At 60.2% G+C, this 18,257-nt stretch carries 16 protein-coding genes and 2 pseudogenes; 15 read left to right on the top strand and 3 right to left on the bottom strand.

Going from position 1 to position 18,257, the window contains the following annotated elements; genetic code table 11:
- Positions 1-32: 32 nt before the first annotated feature.
- On the bottom strand, positions 33-1,721 hold the full coding sequence (locus ABIA96_RS32195; protein WP_354140941.1) for an ABC transporter substrate-binding protein: 1,689 nt from the start codon (positions 1,719-1,721) through the stop codon (positions 33-35).
- 61 nt (positions 1,722-1,782) lie between these two features.
- Between ABIA96_RS32195 and ABIA96_RS32190 the strand changes: the two genes are divergently transcribed.
- The 15 genes from ABIA96_RS32190 to cofH all read left to right on the top strand — a co-directional run bounded on the left by ABIA96_RS32190 (position 1,783) and on the right by cofH (position 17,151).
- Positions 1,783-2,580: an IclR family transcriptional regulator gene (locus ABIA96_RS32190; protein WP_354140940.1), complete on the top strand. Its 798-nt coding sequence runs from the start codon at positions 1,783-1,785 to the stop codon at positions 2,578-2,580.
- A gap of 43 nt (positions 2,581-2,623) precedes the next feature.
- Positions 2,624-3,700: an S-methyl thiohydantoin desulfurase family protein gene (locus ABIA96_RS32185; protein ID WP_354140939.1), complete on the top strand. Its 1,077-nt coding sequence runs from the start codon at positions 2,624-2,626 to the stop codon at positions 3,698-3,700.
- Entirely contained in the window at positions 3,697-5,280 is a 1,584-nt protein-coding gene (locus ABIA96_RS32180; RefSeq protein ID WP_354140938.1) for a hydantoinase/oxoprolinase N-terminal domain-containing protein, read from the top strand. Before ABIA96_RS32185 ends, ABIA96_RS32180 begins: the two co-directional genes overlap by 4 nt.
- Positions 5,262-5,582, top strand: coding sequence for a RedY/HapK family protein (locus ABIA96_RS32175; protein WP_354140937.1), 321 nt, complete (start codon positions 5,262-5,264; stop codon positions 5,580-5,582). The genes ABIA96_RS32180 and ABIA96_RS32175 overlap by 19 nt, the downstream gene beginning before the upstream one ends.
- A gap of 58 nt (positions 5,583-5,640) precedes the next feature.
- Positions 5,641-6,672, top strand: coding sequence for an LLM class flavin-dependent oxidoreductase (locus ABIA96_RS32170; RefSeq protein WP_354140936.1), 1,032 nt, complete (start codon positions 5,641-5,643; stop codon positions 6,670-6,672).
- Positions 6,669-7,544 (top strand): FAD binding domain-containing protein, encoded by an 876-nt coding sequence (locus ABIA96_RS32165; RefSeq protein WP_354140935.1) that lies wholly within the window; start codon positions 6,669-6,671, stop codon positions 7,542-7,544. Before ABIA96_RS32170 ends, ABIA96_RS32165 begins: the two co-directional genes overlap by 4 nt.
- Positions 7,541-8,035 carry a (2Fe-2S)-binding protein gene (locus tag ABIA96_RS32160; RefSeq protein WP_354140934.1) on the top strand — a complete coding sequence of 165 codons (495 nt, stop codon included), beginning with the start codon at positions 7,541-7,543 and terminating at the stop codon, positions 8,033-8,035. Before ABIA96_RS32165 ends, ABIA96_RS32160 begins: the two co-directional genes overlap by 4 nt.
- Complete coding sequence (locus tag ABIA96_RS32155; RefSeq protein WP_354140933.1) at positions 8,032-10,305, top strand: xanthine dehydrogenase family protein molybdopterin-binding subunit; 2,274 nt, start codon at positions 8,032-8,034, stop codon at positions 10,303-10,305. Before ABIA96_RS32160 ends, ABIA96_RS32155 begins: the two co-directional genes overlap by 4 nt.
- Entirely contained in the window at positions 10,302-10,535 is a 234-nt protein-coding gene (locus ABIA96_RS32150; RefSeq protein ID WP_354140932.1) for a MoaD/ThiS family protein, read from the top strand. Before ABIA96_RS32155 ends, ABIA96_RS32150 begins: the two co-directional genes overlap by 4 nt.
- Positions 10,536-10,735: 200 nt before the next feature.
- Positions 10,736-11,398, top strand: a complete 663-nt coding sequence (npdG, locus tag ABIA96_RS32145) for an NADPH-dependent F420 reductase (protein ID WP_354140931.1) — start codon at positions 10,736-10,738, stop codon at positions 11,396-11,398.
- Between the two features lie 28 nt (positions 11,399-11,426).
- Positions 11,427-11,903 (top strand): Lrp/AsnC family transcriptional regulator, encoded by a 477-nt coding sequence (locus tag ABIA96_RS32140; RefSeq protein WP_354140930.1) that lies wholly within the window; start codon positions 11,427-11,429, stop codon positions 11,901-11,903.
- A gap of 270 nt (positions 11,904-12,173) precedes the next feature.
- Complete coding sequence (gene cofE, locus ABIA96_RS32135) at positions 12,174-12,938, top strand: coenzyme F420-0:L-glutamate ligase (protein WP_354140981.1); 765 nt, start codon at positions 12,174-12,176, stop codon at positions 12,936-12,938.
- Complete coding sequence (cofD, locus tag ABIA96_RS32130; protein ID WP_354140929.1) at positions 12,935-13,945, top strand: 2-phospho-L-lactate transferase; 1,011 nt, start codon at positions 12,935-12,937, stop codon at positions 13,943-13,945. The genes cofE and cofD overlap by 4 nt, the downstream gene beginning before the upstream one ends.
- The gene (cofC, locus tag ABIA96_RS32125; protein ID WP_354140928.1) at positions 13,942-14,709 is read left to right on the top strand and encodes a 2-phospho-L-lactate guanylyltransferase; all 768 of its coding nucleotides are present in this window, start codon (positions 13,942-13,944) and stop codon (positions 14,707-14,709) included. The genes cofD and cofC overlap by 4 nt, the downstream gene beginning before the upstream one ends.
- A gap of 12 nt (positions 14,710-14,721) precedes the next feature.
- A complete protein-coding gene (cofH, locus tag ABIA96_RS32120; protein ID WP_354140927.1) occupies positions 14,722-17,151 on the top strand; it encodes a 5-amino-6-(D-ribitylamino)uracil--L-tyrosine 4-hydroxyphenyl transferase CofH in 2,430 nt (809 codons plus the stop codon).
- A 140-nt stretch (positions 17,152-17,291) separates the two neighbouring features.
- Here cofH and ABIA96_RS32115 read toward each other — a convergent pair.
- Positions 17,292-17,625 (bottom strand): annotated as a pseudogene (locus ABIA96_RS32115) (ATP-binding protein); the annotation flags it as partial.
- A gap of 1 nt (position 17,626) precedes the next feature.
- A pseudogene (locus tag ABIA96_RS32110) lies at positions 17,627-18,160 on the bottom strand (Mu transposase domain-containing protein); the annotation flags it as partial.
- Between the last annotated feature and the right edge of the window lie 97 nt (positions 18,161-18,257).

The following is an 18,257-nucleotide window of genomic DNA, read 5'->3' as shown; positions in this document are numbered from 1 at the left end:
TGCTCTCCCGATTGACACGAAGATGGATTTACTCAGGCGAGCTTCATGCCAGAAAAGCGCTCATAACTATCCCAGCGCTTTTCAATGCCAACGAGGTCGGATCGCATGACGCGGGTCCAGTTCTCGTACCAGAGATGCCCCCAGACTGCGTCGCCGATGATGATCTCCTGCAGGCGTTTTGCCGCCGCCAGACGCTTGCTGGTGTCGGTTTCATGCATATGATCATCGATCAGCTTGTCGACTTCCGGATTGGAATAGAATGAGGTGTTAGTGCCTTTCGCTGTGCTGTGGAAGTTGAAGAACAGGTGATAGAAGGGATCATTGATCCAGGACTGCCAAGATTCGATCGAAAGCTGGTGGTCTCCTTTGGTTGCAATCTGGCGGAAGGTGGCTTCGGTTTCCTTGGCGATACTCACCTTGAACCCGATTTTCTCCAGCTCGGTCTGGAGCCAGATCGAGGCCTGCTCGTGCGGCTGCCATCCCGCGCGTACCGCAAGGTCGATCGGAATAGGCTCCTTGCCGAAGCCAGCCTCGCGCATCAACTCCTTGGCCTTTGCAATGTCGTACTTATAGGGACAGATCGTGCTGTCGTAACCGGGCGTCAAACTAGGCACAGGGCTCTTCATCTCGGTGCCATAACCATACAGCACGCTCGGGATGATGGCCTGGACCGGGATTGCGTAGTTGATGGCCTGACGCACTTTGACGTTATTGAGCGGCGCCTTCTGCGTATTCATGCAAAGCCAGTGACACAGGGTATCCGGCACGGAAACGGTCTTCAGACCTGGCTCCGCCTCGAGACTCTTCACATTGCGCGGAGACAGAGTTGATCTGCCGACCACCATGTCGATGGCCTTGCGCTTGAGCAGCAGCACGCGATCGGCTTCGTTCGGCACATATTTGAAGACCACCCGATCGAAGTACGGTCGGCCACGCCAGTGATCGACCTGCGCTTCCAGGACGACCTCGACCCCTGGCTGGTTCTTCACCAGCTGATAGGGACCGAGCCCGGCGGTGTTTCGCTTCAGCCAGTTGGCAGCCCACGGATCTTCCGCGGTCGCATTTGTTTTGACCTCATCCGGATCAAGCAGCGCGTTGTTCATCATCGCCATCATGTCCAGCGCCATCGGACTTGGCGATGGCATGTTGATTTCGACCGTGAACTCGTCGCGCACCTTGAAGTCCTCGGGCTTCGTTACGCCCAGAAGCCGCGGAAACAGGATGCGCATATAGCCCGGCGACTGCAGCCCGCGGTCGAGAAGATACTTCACGGTCGTGGCGGTGACATCGCGGCCACTCGGTAATTTCACGCCTTTGCGGATGTTCAGCACCAGCGTGGCGCCGCCATTTTCGAAGGACCAGGATTGGGCGATGCCGCCCTCAATCTCGCCAGGTTTTGCTTGCGAGACTCCCGGCTTTCCCACGACCGGCTGCACCTTCCACATCAGGGGACTGTCGTACACGTTGGCCTGCACGGTGTAGCCGGCTGACGTTTTGAACGAGGCCGGATCGAGCGTGTCGATGTCGGCATCCCAGGCGACCGTCAGCGTTCGCTTTTCCTGTGCGGCGGCCAAACGAGCTGTGGCGGTGAATGTGAGGGCCGCGACACTGGTTGCGGCAAGCTTCAAGAAATCCCGACGGCGCGTGTCGCTTGTCATCTCGTTCCCCTCCAGACTTTGCGCGAAAGATTTGCCGGTCATCCGGTGCGCGATGGCTTGCATTATTGTCATCGTCCTGTTATTGTCAACTGAGTTTCAATATACGAAACACGGTGATTAAAAAATGGGCTCAATAGAAAACGCAGCGCAAATCCTTAGACTTTTTGGCCCTGGCCGGCTCGAAGTCTCGGTGACGGATGTCTCGCAGCTGTTGAACATGCCTAAAAGTTCATCATCTCGGCTGCTCAAGACGATGCTGGTTGAGGGGCTGCTGTCGCGCTCCGAGAATCCGCCGCGCTACAAGGTCGGAAATCTGCTCTTCGAGATTTCGCGCCTCTACAAGCTGAACTCCTCGCTGATTGACGCGGTCGATGAGGCCGTAAGGGAGGTCACCCGTGAGACCGGGCACACCGGTTATGTCTCGATCCTTGATGGCGCGGATGTACTGGTCATCCGGATGCATCAGGGGTCTCATGCCTTGCGCGTATTCACGCCGCTAGGCCAGCGTGCTCCTGCATTTGCGACTGCGATTGGGCGCGGTCTGCTATCGCGCCTTCCGGACAGTGTGGTGCGCTCCCTTCACGCTGAAGGCGTCACTCCGCCTTCGCGGCGCGCGCCTCAAAATGTCGACGAGCTGGTGGCGGCGCTGGATCAGCCGCGTCGGTTCGGTTGGGCCGAGGCTCTTGATGAGGCGATCCCTGGGGTGGGTTCGATCTCGGTGAGCGTCTCAGATCCGGACATCGGCGAGACGGTGGGCTTCTGTATTTCCTATCCAGCCTCGCGCATGAGCGATGAGGAGAGGAATCGCGCGATCACTCTGCTTACGACTGCCGCCCAGCGCATCGCGCACCGCTTCGGCGATCAGTTTCTCTTGCAGCGGGCGCAGCGCGCCCTTGGCGGTGGCGGCCCGGTTGCTGCGTGATCTGTTTTTTATCGCCGCAATTGACGCGGCTCGGAGGCTATAGATGAGACAGTTGAGTCCAGAGGATATCGAGGCGCTCTCGGTCGGTGCCTGGATTCTCGGAACAGGCGGTGGCGGGAGCCCGTATCACGCGCTGCTGAACTTGCGGCGCTTCTACGATGAGGGCGTTCGCGTCGATCTAATCGATCCCGACGAGCTGGACGATGATGATGCGATCGCGGTTGTCTCCATCATGGGCGCTCCCCTTGTTTTCCAGGAGCGTCTGGTCGACAGCAGGCTGATCGCTCGCGCCGTTTCGGCCATGGAAGAGCATCTTGACCGCAAGTTCAGGGCGGTGATGGCAGTCGAAATCGGTGGCGGCAACGGCATGCAGTCGTTGCTGGCTGCCGTCCACCTGAAGATCCCAGTTGTCGACGCCGATGCGATGGGGCGGGCCTATCCTGAAGCGCAAATGACGAGCTTTGCGGTCGGCAATCTCGCTCCCTATCCGCTGACCTCGGTAGACCCGCGCGGCAACGAGGCCATCGTTGGCAAAACGTCCTCCTGGAAATGGATGGAGCGTGTGAGCCGTAAGCTTTGTACCGAGTTCGGATCCATTGTCGCGACTTGTAAGGCGCCGCGCACTGGTGCTGAAGTGAAAAAATGGGCCATTCCCCGCACCACATCCAAGGCGATCAACCTCGGACGGGCGGTTGCCGAGGCCAACCGGCGGCATGCCGACCCGATTGCGGCCATTCTGAAGGCGGAATCCGGCAAGTTCCTATTCTCTGGCAAGGTCGTTGAAGTCGAGCGGCGGACAACGGAGGGCTTCTTGCGCGGCCGGACAGTCGTGGAGGGGCTTGGCGATGATCACGGCAGCCAGATCCGGATCGATTTCCAGAACGAGTGGATCGTCGTGTGGCGTGATGGGCAGGCGCTCGTCTCGACGCCAGACCTCATTTGCGTTCTCGACAGCGAATCCGGCGAAGCGATCGGAACGGAAACCATTCGCTACGGGCAACGCACGACGGTGATCGCGCTTCCGGCGGCTCCAGTCTTCCTCTCGCCGCGCGGGCTCGACCATGTCGGTCCCCGTGCCTTTGGTTACGACATCGATTTCAAGTCGGTATTCTGCTCATGAGACGCATTGGTATTGACGTAGGTGGCACCAACACGGACGCCGTGCTGATCGACGGCGGAAAGGTCGTGCAAGGCGTGAAGGTCGCTACCACGGCCGACGTCACCAGCGGTGTGGCTGCGGCGATCGAGGCGCTCGATCTGAGCGCCGAACTTGCAACTGGCATCGACGCGCTGATGATCGGTACGACCCACTTCATCAATGCGGTCGTTCAGCGCCGTCATCTGACGAAAGTGGCGGTGATCCGGGTCGCACTCCCCGCCACGAGCTCTTTGCCGCCCTTCACCGATTGGCCGGCTGGCCTGGCTGAGCTCGCCAATGGCGGGGTGTGGCAAATCGAAGGCGGCCACGATTACGACGGGCGCAGATTCGCCACTCTGGATATTGCCGCCGCCAGGCGAATTGCGCGTGAAATCCGCAATCTCGCCCTCAAGTACGTTGTGGTCAACGCACTGTTCTCTCCGCTTGACCCATCCGACGAGGAGGCGGTCGCTGCGATCCTGCGCGAGGAGATTCCCGATGTGTCGGTGACGTGCGCACATCTGCTCGGCGGGATCGGATTGCTCGAACGCGAGAACGCGGCAATTCTCAATGCCTCTCTCATTGCGCTTGCGCAGGAGACCATCACGGCCTTTGAACATGCCAAGTCAAAGGTCGGACTTAAGGCACCGCTTTTTGTCACGCAAAACGACGGCACCGTCGCGGAAGCCTCGCGTGCCGCCGCATACCCGGTGTTCAGCTTCGCGTCCGGTGCGACCAACTCGATGCGGGGTGCGGCCTATCTTTCCGGGCTCAAAGATGCGGTGGTGGTCGATGTCGGCGGCACGACAGCGGATTTTGGCTTTTTGCGGAGCGGCTTTCCCCGTGAAGCCAACACCGTCGTTCACATTGGAGGCGTGAGGACCCTGTTCCGCATGCCGGATCTCGTTTCCATCGGACTTGGTGGCGGCAGCCATATCGACCTAGAAGCGGCAACGATCGGGCCGCTCAGCGTTGGGTACCGCCTTTCCACGGAAGCGCTGGTGTTTGGCGGCAATAGCGTGACGGCAACGGACATCGGCGTTGCCGCTGGATTGATCGATCTCGGCGATCGCAAGCGTGTGGCGCACATCACTGCCGATGACGTGAAGAGGATTTTGCGCCGCTGCAAGGAGATGCTGGAAGAGAACGTCGACCGGATGAAGACAAGCGCGGAAGACGTCACTCTCATCGCGGTCGGCGGTGGCGCATTCCTTGTTCCCGAAGAATTGCAGGGCGTCGAGCGTGTTGTCCGGGTTCAGCACGGAGGGTGCGCGAATGCGGTTGGCGCGGCCATCGCCCAGGTCAGTGGTGAAGTCGACCAGGTCTTCCAAGGGCTAACGCGAGAAGAGGCCGTCGCGTCAGCGCGCAAGCTTGCCGAATCCCGGGCGGTCGAGGCCGGTGCGGATTCGACCTCGCTCGCCTTGGTCGAGGCGGAGGATACGCCGATCGCCTATCTGCCAGGAAACGCCATGCGCGTCCGCGTCAAGGTCGTCGGCAATATTCGTTCAACCCGTGTTGGACAAACAGCCAAGGAGAAAGTCACATGCCAGTCCGTTTCCTGATCAGCACGCTCAAACAAGGGGTCGACCCCGCCGAATACGAGGCCTGGGTCCGCGAGCGCGACTACGCTCTCGTGCGTAGCCTCGACAATTACGTGAGCTACAAGGTTCATCGCATTCGCCGCCCCATTCAGGGCGCCGAAAACTCAACGTGGCAGTACATCGAAAGGATCGAAGTCAAGAGCCTGGAGCAACACGACAAGGACCTTGCCTCACCGGCTGGTGTTGCACTGCGAGAGGAGCTTTATGGCAAGTTTCTCGATCGCTCGAAGAACATCTATTTCGTCAGCGATGAGATAGAATAACCTCTTCGCCCCGTTGAGCTCTGCCGATCCAAGACGTAAGCGCAAACAGGACACCACGATGACCCTCGATCTGCTAATTCTCGGCAACGCGCCCATGGTCAAGATGCTTGATCGCGTCAAGCTCGCCGAAGCGAGCGGATACGATACGGTCTGGCTTGCCGATGAAAGGTTTTATCGGGAGGTTTATTCGTGCCTGGGATACTTCGCGCAAAATACGTCTCGAGTCAGGCTCGGACCTTGCGTGACAGATCCGTACGCCAGACATCCGGCGCTGACGGCCATGGCAATTGCGACGCTCGACGAGATTTCGAACAAGCGCGCAATTCTCGGCCTCGGCGCCGGCATTTCCGGCTTTACTGAGCTCGGCATTGACCGCAAGAAGCCCGCCCGGGCCATCAGCGAAGCGATTGAGGTCATTCGCATGCTCCTGCGCGGCGAAACCGTCAACTATGAGGGGGAGGTCATTCAGTTCAAGGAAGGCAAGCTGAACTTCACCCCCATTCGCGCCGATATCCCAATCTATGTGGCCAGCAACGGGCCGCTCGGCCAACGGACCGCAGGCGCCTGCGCCGATGCCGCGTTCATGGAGGCGGGCGGCAATGCTCCTGAAGTCAAGGCTTTCCGTGCGAGACTGGATGACGGGGCCAGGAAGGCGGGCCGCGATCCCAAATCGGTCAGGCTGATTGTTCGGCTCAATGCCTGTGTTGCCTCAGACGGTCAGGCCGCCCGTGACGCCCTGCGGCCGACGATTGCGAGACTGCTCGGTGCAGGACGTCTCAAGTTTGAAACAGCGGAAGAGCAGGGCCTGAGCTTGCCGGAGGATATACTCGCCTCAGTTCAGGGCGCCCATTACGCCGCCGGCGTGACGCCTTACCTTCCGCTGCTGCCATACGTGACCGATCGCCACATCAACGCCTTCACTCTGGCCGGCAATGTCGAAGAGGTGACCGCGCGCGTGATCGAGCTCCGCGAGGCCGGCGTCGACGGCATTATCATCATGCCCTTTGCGCCCGAAGGAGGTACGATCGAGGACACGATCGCCAAGATGGGCTCCGAGGTGTGGCCCGCGAAGGAAGGGAGCAAGCGATGAGCTTTGATCTCCATCGGCCGGCCACCGTCACCGAGGCCATCGACCTTGCTCAGCGCTTTGCTCCGACCGCGCGCTATGTCGCCGGCGGGACCGATACAGTCATCCAGATCAATCGCAAGAAGATCGATCCGGCCCATCTGATCGATGTCGCGTGCCTTCCCGGCATGAGCGAGATCACCGAGACCGCCGACGCGTTAACCCTTGGAGCACTGACCAGGTACCGCACGATCGAAACGCATCCCGCCTTTCGGGGTAATTTGCAGGGACTGCTCGAGGCTGCCAGCGTCGTCGGTGGCCATCAGGTACGAAACATCGCAACTATCGGTGGCAACATCGTCAATGCCTCTCCAGCCGCCGATTTTGTGCCGCCGCTGCTCGCGCTCGACGCCAGTCTCGACATTACAGGTTCCAACGGACGGCGCTCTGGCTCCTTGCGCGACTTCATCGTCGGCCCGGGAAAGACTGGCCTCTTACCGGCCGAGATCGTGACCAGCATCCGGTTTGCCAAGCTTCCAGCCAGGTCGGCAACCGCGTTCCTGAAGCAAGGACGACGGCGGGCGATGGAGATTTCGATCGTTTGTGTTGCTGCTTGCTTGACGCTGGAGGCGTCGACCTCGCGTTGCGCTTCCGTGCGCCTCGCCGTCGGCGCCGCGAGCCCAAAGGCGTTCCGGCCCGAACAGGCGGAGGGCTACCTCGTCGGCAAGACTGCCGGGAAGGAAAGCTTTGCGGAGGCGGGCAGGCTCGCGGCAGAGGTTTCCAGTCCGATCTCCGATGTCCGCGCGTCGGCCGGCTATCGCCGCGGCCTTGTCGCGGTGATGGTCGAGCGCGCGCTTGAGACGTGTTTGCAACGAATTCGGGAACAGGATCAATGAATCGGACAATTCTCAATATCGTTGTCAACGGCGAGAGCCATCAGCTGCTCATTGAGCCCCATTGGACGTTGCTGCAGGTCTTGCGCAACGAGATCGGCATGATGGGGACCAAGGAGAACTGCCTGGAAGCTGAGTGCGGCGTCTGTACGGTGCTGCTCGATGGCAAGGCCGTCAATTCCTGCATCCTGCTCGCAGGTCAGGTCGAGGGACGCTCGATCACCACGATCGAGGGGATCGGCGATCCCGAGCACCTGCATCCCCTCCAGGAGGCATTCATCGAATGCGGCGCCGTTCAGTGCGGCTACTGCATCCCGGGAATGATCCTGACGGCAAAGTCATTCCTCGATGAAAATCCGGGCTGCCGCCCCTCGCGCGACGAGATCAGGGAAGCCATCGCAGGGACGCTGTGCCGCTGTACGGGCTATCGCAAGATCATTGATGCCGTGGCAACCGCGGCAGACCGCATCGCACTGTCGGGAGCCAAGCAATGAACGCACAAACCCATCGCGTCGCCGGTCACCGCCTGCCGCGGCTGGATGGCGTGGGCAAGGTTACCGGAAAGCATGTTTATGCTGCCGATTTCAAGCTGCCCGGCATGCTCTATGGCAAGATCCTGCGCAGTGCACGCGCGCACGCGCTGATCAAGAAAATCGACAGCTCCCGCGCAGCTGCAATTGCCGGCGTGCGCGGCATCATCACCGCCGCTGACATTCCGCAGATCCGTTATGGAACGGCGGTGCGCGACACTACCGTGTTCGCAACCGATCGTGTCCTATTCATGGGGCATGCGATCGCCGCGGTTGCTGCCTCCTCTCTCGAGATCGCCGAGCGCGCGATTGAAGCCATCAAGGTTGAATACGAGGATCTGCCGCCGCTGTTTGATCCGGAGGAGGCGCTCACGAGCGATATCCGCATCCATCCGGATTGGGAAACCTATAAGGCGCTGCCGATCATTTCGCGGAAAGGCAACATCGCAGGACAAGCCCGTATTCACGTCGGCGATGTCGAAGGGGCCTTCGCAAAAGCCCATAAGGTCTACGAGCATCGGTTCACGACATCGCTGCAGCATCCTGGATACACCGAGCCGCGCGTTGCGACCGCGGACTGGGACGCGAACGGAAACGTGACGGTCTGGTGCAACACCCAATTGCCGTTTGACACGCAAACGACATTGGCCGAAATTCTCGATCTGCCGGCCGCGCGGGTGCGCGTGACCGTACCGGGAATTGGCGGCGGTTTCGGCGGCAAGCTGAGGATCGGTGTTGAGCACTTCGCAGCTCTCCTGGCGCGCAAAACCGCGCGCCCGGTCAAGGTGATGTCGACAAGCGAAGAGGAGCTCACAGCCGCGCTTCCGCGTCAGGGCTCCGTCGTTCTACTCAAAACTGCCGTTGACAAAGAAGGGCATCTTCTTGCCCGAAGCGGCAGGGTCATCGTGGATTGTGGCGCTTATGCAGGCTCAGGTCCCGGTACGGCTGCAATCGCCCTTCAGGTCATGGCAGGTCCTTACAAGACCGGAGCGCTCGCCTTCGAAAGCATCGCTGTCTACACAAACAAAGTCCACTCGGGCTCCTTCCGTGCTCCCGCAGGGCCGATGGCGAATTTCGCGATGGAAAGCCAGATCGACATGATTGCGAAGGATCTCGGCTTGGATGCTCTCGAAATGCGGCTGCGCAACGTCGTCAAGGAGGGAGATCCGGGTCCTTCGGGCGAGACGCACACGTCCGTGAGCATCGAGGAATGTCTGCGCAAGGCAGCCGATGCGATCGGGTGGCACGACCGCAATCCCGAGCCAGGACGTGGCAAGGGCATTGCCTGCAGCTGGTGGATGACGACCGGCGGCTCGTCCGGTGTCTATGTCAAGATCAATCCCGACGGGAGCGCGACACTTGTCAGCGGCGCCGTCGAAATTGGCACTGGCGCCATCACGGGCGCTGCTCAGGTGCTGGCCGAGGAGTTGTCCCTCGATCTGACGGACATCAACGTAACCGGGGTCGACACTCAGGCCGCTCCATTTGACTTCGGCGCTCAAGGAAGCCGCACGACGTTCTCGGTCGGCAATGCGTGCCTTGCGGCAGCTAGCGAGCTGCGGCGCCAGATGTTCGAGCTTGCAGCCAAGCAGCTGGAAGCTCCGATTGAGGACATGAAGCTGCAGGACAAGCATGTGGTCGCCGGCAACAAGTCGATTTCGATCGCGGAGCTGGCGCGCATCTCCCGTGTCGCCGGCGGCGGGCTCATCGCGCATGGCACGGCCAATTCGCCCGCGCCAGCCTATGATCCGACACGCGTCAAGAACCATCCGCTGCCTGTATGGAATACGCCGAGTTACCATGCCCATGCAGTCGACCTCTCGGTTGATCAAGCCACCGGCAAAGTGACGATCAATCGCTATGTTGTGGCCCAGGACGTCGGATATGCGATCAATCCGACCTATATCGAGGGTCAGATCGAGGGCGGCGTGGCGCAAGGTATAGGCCAGGCCCTGTCGGAAGAGATCGTCTATCAGGACGGGCGCGTCATGAATGCGAACCTGACCGACTACAAGATGCCGACGGCAATGGATGTCCCGGAGATCGAGAGCATTATCGTCGAATGCCGCTCCGCTGCCGGTCCTTATGGTGCCAAGGGCGTCGGCGAACCACCCTGCATCGAGCCACCCGCTGCAATTGCCAATGCGATCGCGGCCGCGACCGGCTGCTGGCCGAATTCGCTGCCGATGACGGCTGAAAAGATTGCCGCCACAGTGCGAGCCCAGCACCAATGATCCGCGTCGAGGTCAATATGCATGGAAATCTTCGCCGGTTCTTGCCCGGCGGGGTCGGATCCATTCAGCTTGACCTGCCGGAGGGGGCCACGATTCTCAATGTGGTCGACTCCTTGAGCGCCGAGCATGACGTTTGGCTGGCCTCGATTGGTGACATGGTCGTGCCGTTATCGGCCGAAGTCAAAGACGGGGCCGAGCTCAATTTCTTTCCCTATCTTGAGGGCGGCTAGCATGAACTCCTTTTGTCGGGGAGGGGCTGAGAATTGTCGACTTGCGGCCGAGCCGGCCTTGAAGAGTTCGTTCACGTGAAGAGGCGGTGCCGATCCACCTGATGAGTGTTGGCCTAGTGTGAATACCGTCCGGCACGGTCAAGCAAAGCAGAAATTTTCGCGGCAAGACGTCATGCCGCAACCAAAGGAGTGTAATCCAAATGTCGAACGCGCCCCTTCCGACTTTGTCGATCGTCGGCGGCACTGGAGATCTCGGGTCGGGCCTTGCCCGCAGCTGGAGCCGCGCCGGATACTCCGTCATTCTTGGATCGCGCTCAATTGAGCGCGCTCAGGATGCTGTCGCGCTCCTGAAATCCGACGGGTTCTCCAATGTCCGCGGCGACACCAACGCTGCCGCCGCGGCAAAGAGCGATATTGTCGTTGTTGCCGTGCCATTCTCCAATTACGAGACAAGCTTGGGCGAGATCAAGGACGCGGCCAAGGGCAAGATCGTTGTCACCGCGGTCGTGCCGCTGGTGCCGCCCAAGGTTTCTGTTGTTCAACTCCCGAGCGCCGGGTCGGCTGCCCTGATCGCGCAATCGCACCTTGACCCGAGCTCGCGGGTGGTCGGGGCGTTCCACAATGTCGGCTCGCAGAAACTCCATGCCGGAGGCAAGGCGGACTGCGACGTCCTCGTGTTCAGCGATGACGCGGAGGCCCGCAAGGAGGTGATGCTGCTGGCGGATGCGGTGAGCAATCGCGGCATCGATGGCGGTGCCCTCGCGAACTCGGCGGCAGCCGAGGCTCTCACCTCCGTCCTGATCGCGATCAACCGCAAATACAAGGTGAAGGGTGCCGGCATCACGATCTCCGGCCTGACGTGAATGGAAAACCGCAAGGGCGTTCGCAACGATGCTCACAGCCCTCGATCCTCTTGACCGTAAAATCTTGAGCGAACTCATTCGGGATGCCCGAATAAGCCAGTTGTCGCTGGCCGAACGGGTCGGCCTCTCGGCTACGTCTTGCGCAAGGCGCGTGCTGCAAATGGAGAAAGCCGGGATCATTAAGGGTTACTCGGTCGAGATCGATGCAAACTCGCTTGGCTTTCCCTTGACGGTGATCGTCCACATCACGCTCGACCGCCAAAGCGAGAACGCGCTCAGGGTTTTTGAGACCGAAATCCAGAAGTGCCCCGACGTTATCGCCTGCCATCTGATGTCTGGTACGGACGACTATCGGCTTTTAGTGCTGGCGCGCGACATGGAGGACTACGAACGCATCCATAAGCAGCACTTGTCGCGGCTACCGGGTGTGGCAAGACTGCAATCGAGCTTCGCAATGCGTACCGTCATAAAGCGGTCGATTTCTCCGGCGGCGCTTCATGGCTAACCTCTCAGGTTGCGAAGCGGAGCTCGAAATGAAGGGCGGCAGATGGGTGCAGGCGGTCGCAAACGCGCGTCAGCACGCATGCAGGATGTCAACGTCGAAGACTTGTCCGGAAGGTTCGCCAGCTGGACACTACTTAAGGAGAAGCGGACAAGATATAGAACTGATTTGGGTGCACCACGTCGAGATCGTATTCGAGGTGAGATGCCCACGCGCCAGAAACAACACGAAAAGTCCGGACATGGGCAGCGGCGAAGGAAGGAAGCGCTCGCGATGACGAGGAGCATCACATACACCGCCCTTTCCGGAATTCCTTTGACGGAACCGGGCGACGATCTGGTTGGTGTCATTGCGGCTGGCGTCATGAGCGCGGAAATCGCCGTCGCATCGGGTGATATCTTCGTCATCGCACAAAAAATCGTGTCGAAGGCGGAAAACAGGTACGTCTATCTTGACGATGTGAACCCTTCAGACCGCGCTATCGAGCTTGCAAAGACTGTCGGCAAGGATCCCCGGCACATTGAGGTGGTGCTCTCGGAATCGACCGAGGTCCTTCGCGCAAGACAGAACGTGATCATCGTTGCCCACCACCTTGGCTTCGTGATGGCGAACGCCGGCATAGATGAATCCAACATCGAACAGGATCGAGGCCATCGCGTGTTGTTGCTGCCGGAAAATCCAGATGACAGCTGCCAGCGCCTCAAGGCCGGCCTCGATCGACAATTCGGTGTCGATGTCGGCGTCATCATAAACGACAGCTTCGGACGCCCATGGCGCAACGGCGTCGTTGGCGTGGCGCTCGGAAGTGCTGGTCTTCCTGCCCTTCAGAGCATGATCGGCAAGCCCGATCTATTTGGGCGGCCCATGCAGGTGACGGAGATCGCCGTGGCGGATGAGCTGGCAGCCGCCGCCTCGCTGGTGATGGGACAGGCGGCCGAAGGCCAGCCTGTCATCCATGTCCGTGGATTCTCCTCTCGCGCCCCAATCAATTCGGCGTCCGCGCTCGTGCGTGCGAGAGAACGGGACATGTTCAGATGAACGGGCAGTCACAGTTTGTGCCTGCAGAAGGCCGCGTAGTGGCACTCTGCGGGGGCGTCGGAGGAGCAAAGCTTGCTGTTGGATTGCAGCACGTGCTCGGAGAAAGACTGACGGTGGTCGTCAATGTGGCCGATGATTTCGAGCATCTCGGACTCCATATCTCGCCTGACCTGGACACAGTGCTTTATGCTCTCGCAGGTCTCAGCGACCCGCAGCGCGGTTGGGGCCGATCCGATGAGACCTGGAACTTCATGGAGGCTTTGAAGCAGATCGGCGGCGAGACCTGGTTCTCGCTCGGCGATCGCGACATGGCGATGCACGTCGAGCGGACCCGCCGTCGCTTAAGCGGTGAAAGTCTCACGGCCATTGCCATCGATATTGCGCGCAGGCTCGGTGTTAATTCAGTCGTGCTGCCCGTCACCAACGACAAGCTTTCCACCATAGTCGACAGCACGGAAGGCGAACTCGAATTCCAGCGCTATTTTGTCGGACGTCGCTGTGAACCGGTTGTTAAGCAGATCCGGTTCAGCGGGGCACAAAACGCTTGCCTGAGCGAGGAGGTGCTTGCGTCACTCGATGCTGAGGATCTCCGTCTGATCATCGTATGTCCTTCCAATCCCTATCTCAGCGTCGATCCGATCCTGGCTGTTCCAGGGATGGCCGAAAAGCTGCGTGCGACCAGCGTTCCCGTTGTGGCCATTTCCCCCATTATTGGCGGTCAGGCAATCAAAGGGCCGACGCGCAAGATCATGGACGAACTCGGCCTCGAGCCGTCAAATGCAGAGATTTCCAGACATTATGCAGGGCTGCTCGATGGCCTCGTCATAGACACCGCCGATGCCGCAGGGGCGGGCGATCTTGGGGTCGATGTGCACCCGGCACCTACGCTCATGACAGACTTGCAGTCGAAGATCACGCTCGCCGAGCATGCGCTTGCCTTCGGCGAGAGCCTTCGCGCAACGAACGAACGGCGGGTCAGGCCCCCTTCGAAGGGAGGCGCATCATGACAAGACGTGATGCATGGGTGATCATCCCGGCAAAATCGTTCTTGTGCGCGAAGCAGCGGCTCTCGCCATTGCTGACGCCATCCGAGCGCGCCCTGTTGGCCCGATCGATGCTGGCCGATGTGCTGAGCGCGGCATGCGGCGTGATGAAATTGAACCATGTCGCTGTGGTAACTAGTGCCGAGGATGTCGCTCAAGAGGCGGCTCGTCTGGGGGCTGTCGTGATTGATGACGGCGGTGCGGCCGGAACCAATGCTGCAGTCGCAGCCGGGGTCGCCGCCGTCGAAAGTCGTGGAGGTGAACTCATCCTCATTCTGCCGAGCGATGTACCGGCAATCTTGAGCGAGGACGTTTCGACGCTTCTTCAAGCCGCACAAGGCGACGCCGTGGTGATCGTGCCGGCGCCGCGCGATGGCGGCACCAACGCGGTTGCGTTCACCTTGGCGAGACCATTACAGGCCTGTTTCGGCCCCGACAGCTTTGCCCGCCATATCGCTGCAGCCGATCGCCTCGGCATCGATCCCATCTTGTGCCGCAATGCAAGGATTGGGCTTGATCTCGATGCTCCCGCCGATCTCTTTGATTTTCTTAACCTGAACACGACCACAGCCACCGATCGCTATTTGCGTTCGATCAATCTGGGGCAAAGGCTGCTCGGGGAAAGCACCGGACAGAGCGGGCGCACAAGCGTCGATGCGGCGCCCGAAGTGTGCTCGAAACTAGTTGCCCAAAATGGGGAGAGCTCCGCCGGACTTCGCGGAGCGTGAGGAGTTCTGAGAATGGTGGATCGGATGCTTCTGGAATCGCTGAGGCGAAGTGAAATTTCTGCCTCCGAGGCCCTGTCTCTCGTCAGCGACGTGTCCCTTCCCGATCTCATGCGGATGGCGGCATCAAAGCGGGATGAGGCTCACGGCAGAAAGATCTCCTACTCGCGAAAGGTCTTCATTCCGCTTACGCAGCTATGCCGGGATGTCTGCCACTACTGCACATTCGCCCATCCCCCTCAAAAAGGGCAGCGCGCCTACCTTACCATGGATGAGGTGCTGGCGATCGCGCGTGCCGGTCGTGAGGCCGGCTGCAAGGAGGCGCTGTTTACGCTGGGCGATAAGCCTGAGCTGCGCTACCGCCAGGCCGAGCGTGAGCTGCACGACATGGGGTTTACATCGACTCTCGCTTACCTCCAGGAAGCCGCGCGCGTGGTTTTCTCCGAGACAGGCATGCTGCCACATCTCAATCCAGGCTTGATGGAGGCCGATGATATCGCAGCCTTGCGCAAGGTCTCCATCTCGCAAGGTATCATGCTCGAGAGCGCCTCCGCACGGCTGGGCGAGGCCGGGGGACCGCATTTTGGTTCACCTGATAAGGACCCTGCAAAGCGGTTGCGGACGATTGAACTCGCTGGCCAGCTCTCTGTCCCCTTCACGAGCGGATTGCTGATCGGTATCGGCGAGACGCCGCTTGAGCGCATCTCCTCGCTCCTTGCCTTGCGCAACCTGGACGAACGCTACGGGCACATTCAGGAAGTCATTATCCAGAACTTCAAGCCGAAGCCAGATACCCGCATGAGCGGCGTGCCGACGCCAACAATGGAAGAGCATCTGTGGACGATTGCACTCACGCGATTGCTGTTCCGGCCCGACATGAACATCCAGGCGCCGCCCAATCTCAGTCCGGGCGTACTGGACATGATCTTGGCCGCTGGCATCAATGACTGGGGCGGCGTATCCCCTGTTACACCGGACCATGTAAATCCCGAGGCGCCCTGGCCGCATATCGCACGTCTGTCCGAGGCCACCGCTGAATGTGGCAAGACACTCGTCGAACGGCTCGCAGCTTATCCGGCCTATGCGCGTGAATGTGCACGCTGGACTGACACGTCGCTGCAGAAACGCCTGCTCGGTCTTGTCGACGGAAATGGCTGGCCGCGTCGGGACGAATGGTGCCCTGGAACGAGGTGCGATCCGCCTGCCGGAGACCTGGCGATGCTGCGTGAAGAAATCAAGATGCCCGCGATCATGAGCGGCCGTGTCGGGAGAATTATCGCAAAGGCTGAATCTGGGACACGACTCGAAGAAGCAGAGATCGTCTCCCTGTTCGAGGCCGAGGAGCGCGATTTCACGGCCGTGTGCCGTGCTGCCGATGAGCTGCGCAGCTCCGTCAATGGCGATGCCGTTAGCTATGTCGTCAACCGCAACATCAACTACACCAATATCTGTTACTTCAGGTGCCAGTTCTGCGCGTTCTCGAAGGGGAAACTCGCCGAGAACTTGCGCGGGCGGCCCTACGATATTTCGATGGATGAGATCGGGCGGCGCGCCCGTGAAGCCTGGGAGCGCGGCGCCACCGAGGTCTGCATGCAGGGCGGCATCCATCCCGCCTACACCGGCGCGAAGTATCTTGAGATTTGCCGGACCGTAAAGCAGTTCACGCCCGACATGCATATCCATGCCTTCTCGCCGCTCGAGGTGTTCCAGGGCGCCAAGACGCTCGGGAGTTCGGTTGTTGAGTTTCTGCGCGAGTTGAAGGACGCCGGTCTTGGCACTTTGCCCGGAACGGCCGCAGAAATCCTGGACGATGAGGTTCGCGCGATTCTGTGTCCCGACAAGATCAACACCGCGCAATGGCTGCAGATCATGGGAGCGGCGCATAGAGCGGGATTGCGCAGCACCGCAACGATCATGTTCGGCCATGTTGACCGTTACGACCATTGGGCAAGGCATCTGTTGCGCATCCGGGATCTTCAGACCGAGACCGGTGGCTTCACTGAATTTGTCCCATTGCCGTTCGTTCACATGGAAGCCCCGATCTACTTGAAAGGGCGCTCGCGCAAGGGGCCGACCTTCCGTGAGGTCGTTCTCATGCATGCAATCGGGCGGCTCGTCTTCCACACGAAGATCTCCAATATCCAGACGTCCTGGGTGAAGCTCGGCGAAAAAGGCATTCGCGCCTGCCTTGAGGTTGGCGTGAATGATCTCGGTGGCACGCTGATGGACGAAACGATCTCGCGTTCAGCCGGTGCTCAGCACGGCCACGAGATGGCTCCCAAGCAGATAGAAGAGCTCATCCGTGATATGGCACGCCTGCCGCGCCAACGTACGACAATCTATTGCGATGTTGCTGATCATCGCTATTTCGCCTCGCTGAACGCGCCAGCGCTCAAACCGCTTGTTAATGGCTCGACGGCCATTGCGGTGAGGGAGATGTCCTAGGGCCCGTACTCTTGAAATGACGTAGCAGGAGCGGGGACGTCCGAGCAAACTTCATGCGATGCCGAAACGCGTCGCTTCGGAATGCTTGGCGTTCTTTTGACTTGTCAAGGGTAGGGGTTTTAGCGTTGTTTCCGCATAGTCTAGCCATCAAGCTGGAGGCGGTGAGCGTTTTGGGCAAGGCGATCGAGGACTGCGTCGGCGTAGGTTGAGACTCCGCCCACTTCGTGCCATGTTCCACATGGGAGTTGGCTGGTTACGATGGTGGAGGCACGGTCATGGCGGTCTTCGGGGACTTCCAGTAGATGTGAGCACCGACAATCCTCAATTGTCGAGAACAGGAGTTGGGCGCGGCCAGGATTCTGAGTAAGCGGGCATAACGTCCATCGTCCGCGCAAGCGCCAACGCTTCGAACAATCTTGGGACGCGATGATTGAGAGCCGAGCAATTGTCGCGGCATGCCTTGTGGCCGAGGGCACCGGGAGTTGCCGTGGCGCAGGGGTTGGTGTTCGGAGGGCTCGTCGAGAAAGGTGCGATCCAGGCCGCTCTGGAGGATGGAGCGGATCGAGGCGACGGATCGCGCCTTCATAAGAATGCCGCGCGGGCGGGCCGCGTCGACGCGCTCGCTGCTGTAGCTTTGACCAGCGACAGAATGCCGGGGCAGATGCGAAAGCCTTGCTCTGGATCTGGCCGGGCCGCGATGCTGGACTGGAAGAAGGCGGCGGTCGACGGGCCGATTGGCTCACCGGCGGCGATCACTCTGGCGGGAGTCCATTGCCCGCAGCGCCGATGGGCGCTGGGCATGTGGTCGGTGACGGTGGTGTGTGGCCCCGCCGGTTTGGCGCGCGCGCGTTGCTGGCGATCTGCGGCTGTTGTGGAAGATCTCGACCATCCTGTCGTCGATGGGCGCATTTACGAGCTGACGGATGAGCCGATACGGCGCGGAATACCAGTATCCGTCGATCTCGATATGATAGTCGGGGCCGACCCGGCGTCGATTCCAGCGCGCGAAATATACAGCATATACTCGCTTGGAGAAGAATGCCAATGCGCCGCTCGGCAAGGAGCGTACCGGTATTCTCGACTTGGAGCCGAAGAATATCCAGGCT

This window comes from Bradyrhizobium sp. LB11.1 (genome assembly GCF_040549385.1).
GTDB lineage: Bacteria > Pseudomonadota > Alphaproteobacteria > Rhizobiales > Xanthobacteraceae > Bradyrhizobium.
This window is presented reverse-complemented; position numbering and strand designations above follow the sequence as displayed.

Coding starts and splice junctions, on each gene's coding strand:
- ABIA96_RS32195 (WP_354140941.1), bottom strand. CDS start 1,721: ATGCAAGCCATCGCGCACCGGATGACCGGCAAATCTTTCGCGCAAAGT.
- ABIA96_RS32190 (WP_354140940.1), top strand. CDS start 1,783: ATGGGCTCAATAGAAAACGCAGCGCAAATCCTTAGACTTTTTGGCCCT.
- ABIA96_RS32185 (WP_354140939.1), top strand. CDS start 2,624: ATGAGACAGTTGAGTCCAGAGGATATCGAGGCGCTCTCGGTCGGTGCC.
- ABIA96_RS32180 (WP_354140938.1), top strand. CDS start 3,697: ATGAGACGCATTGGTATTGACGTAGGTGGCACCAACACGGACGCCGTG.
- ABIA96_RS32175 (WP_354140937.1), top strand. CDS start 5,262: ATGCCAGTCCGTTTCCTGATCAGCACGCTCAAACAAGGGGTCGACCCC.
- ABIA96_RS32170 (WP_354140936.1), top strand. CDS start 5,641: ATGACCCTCGATCTGCTAATTCTCGGCAACGCGCCCATGGTCAAGATG.
- ABIA96_RS32165 (WP_354140935.1), top strand. CDS start 6,669: ATGAGCTTTGATCTCCATCGGCCGGCCACCGTCACCGAGGCCATCGAC.
- ABIA96_RS32160 (WP_354140934.1), top strand. CDS start 7,541: ATGAATCGGACAATTCTCAATATCGTTGTCAACGGCGAGAGCCATCAG.
- ABIA96_RS32155 (WP_354140933.1), top strand. CDS start 8,032: ATGAACGCACAAACCCATCGCGTCGCCGGTCACCGCCTGCCGCGGCTG.
- ABIA96_RS32150 (WP_354140932.1), top strand. CDS start 10,302: ATGATCCGCGTCGAGGTCAATATGCATGGAAATCTTCGCCGGTTCTTG.
- npdG (WP_354140931.1), top strand. CDS start 10,736: ATGTCGAACGCGCCCCTTCCGACTTTGTCGATCGTCGGCGGCACTGGA.
- ABIA96_RS32140 (WP_354140930.1), top strand. CDS start 11,427: ATGCTCACAGCCCTCGATCCTCTTGACCGTAAAATCTTGAGCGAACTC.
- cofE (WP_354140981.1), top strand. CDS start 12,174: ATGACGAGGAGCATCACATACACCGCCCTTTCCGGAATTCCTTTGACG.
- cofD (WP_354140929.1), top strand. CDS start 12,935: ATGAACGGGCAGTCACAGTTTGTGCCTGCAGAAGGCCGCGTAGTGGCA.
- cofC (WP_354140928.1), top strand. CDS start 13,942: ATGACAAGACGTGATGCATGGGTGATCATCCCGGCAAAATCGTTCTTG.
- cofH (WP_354140927.1), top strand. CDS start 14,722: ATGGTGGATCGGATGCTTCTGGAATCGCTGAGGCGAAGTGAAATTTCT.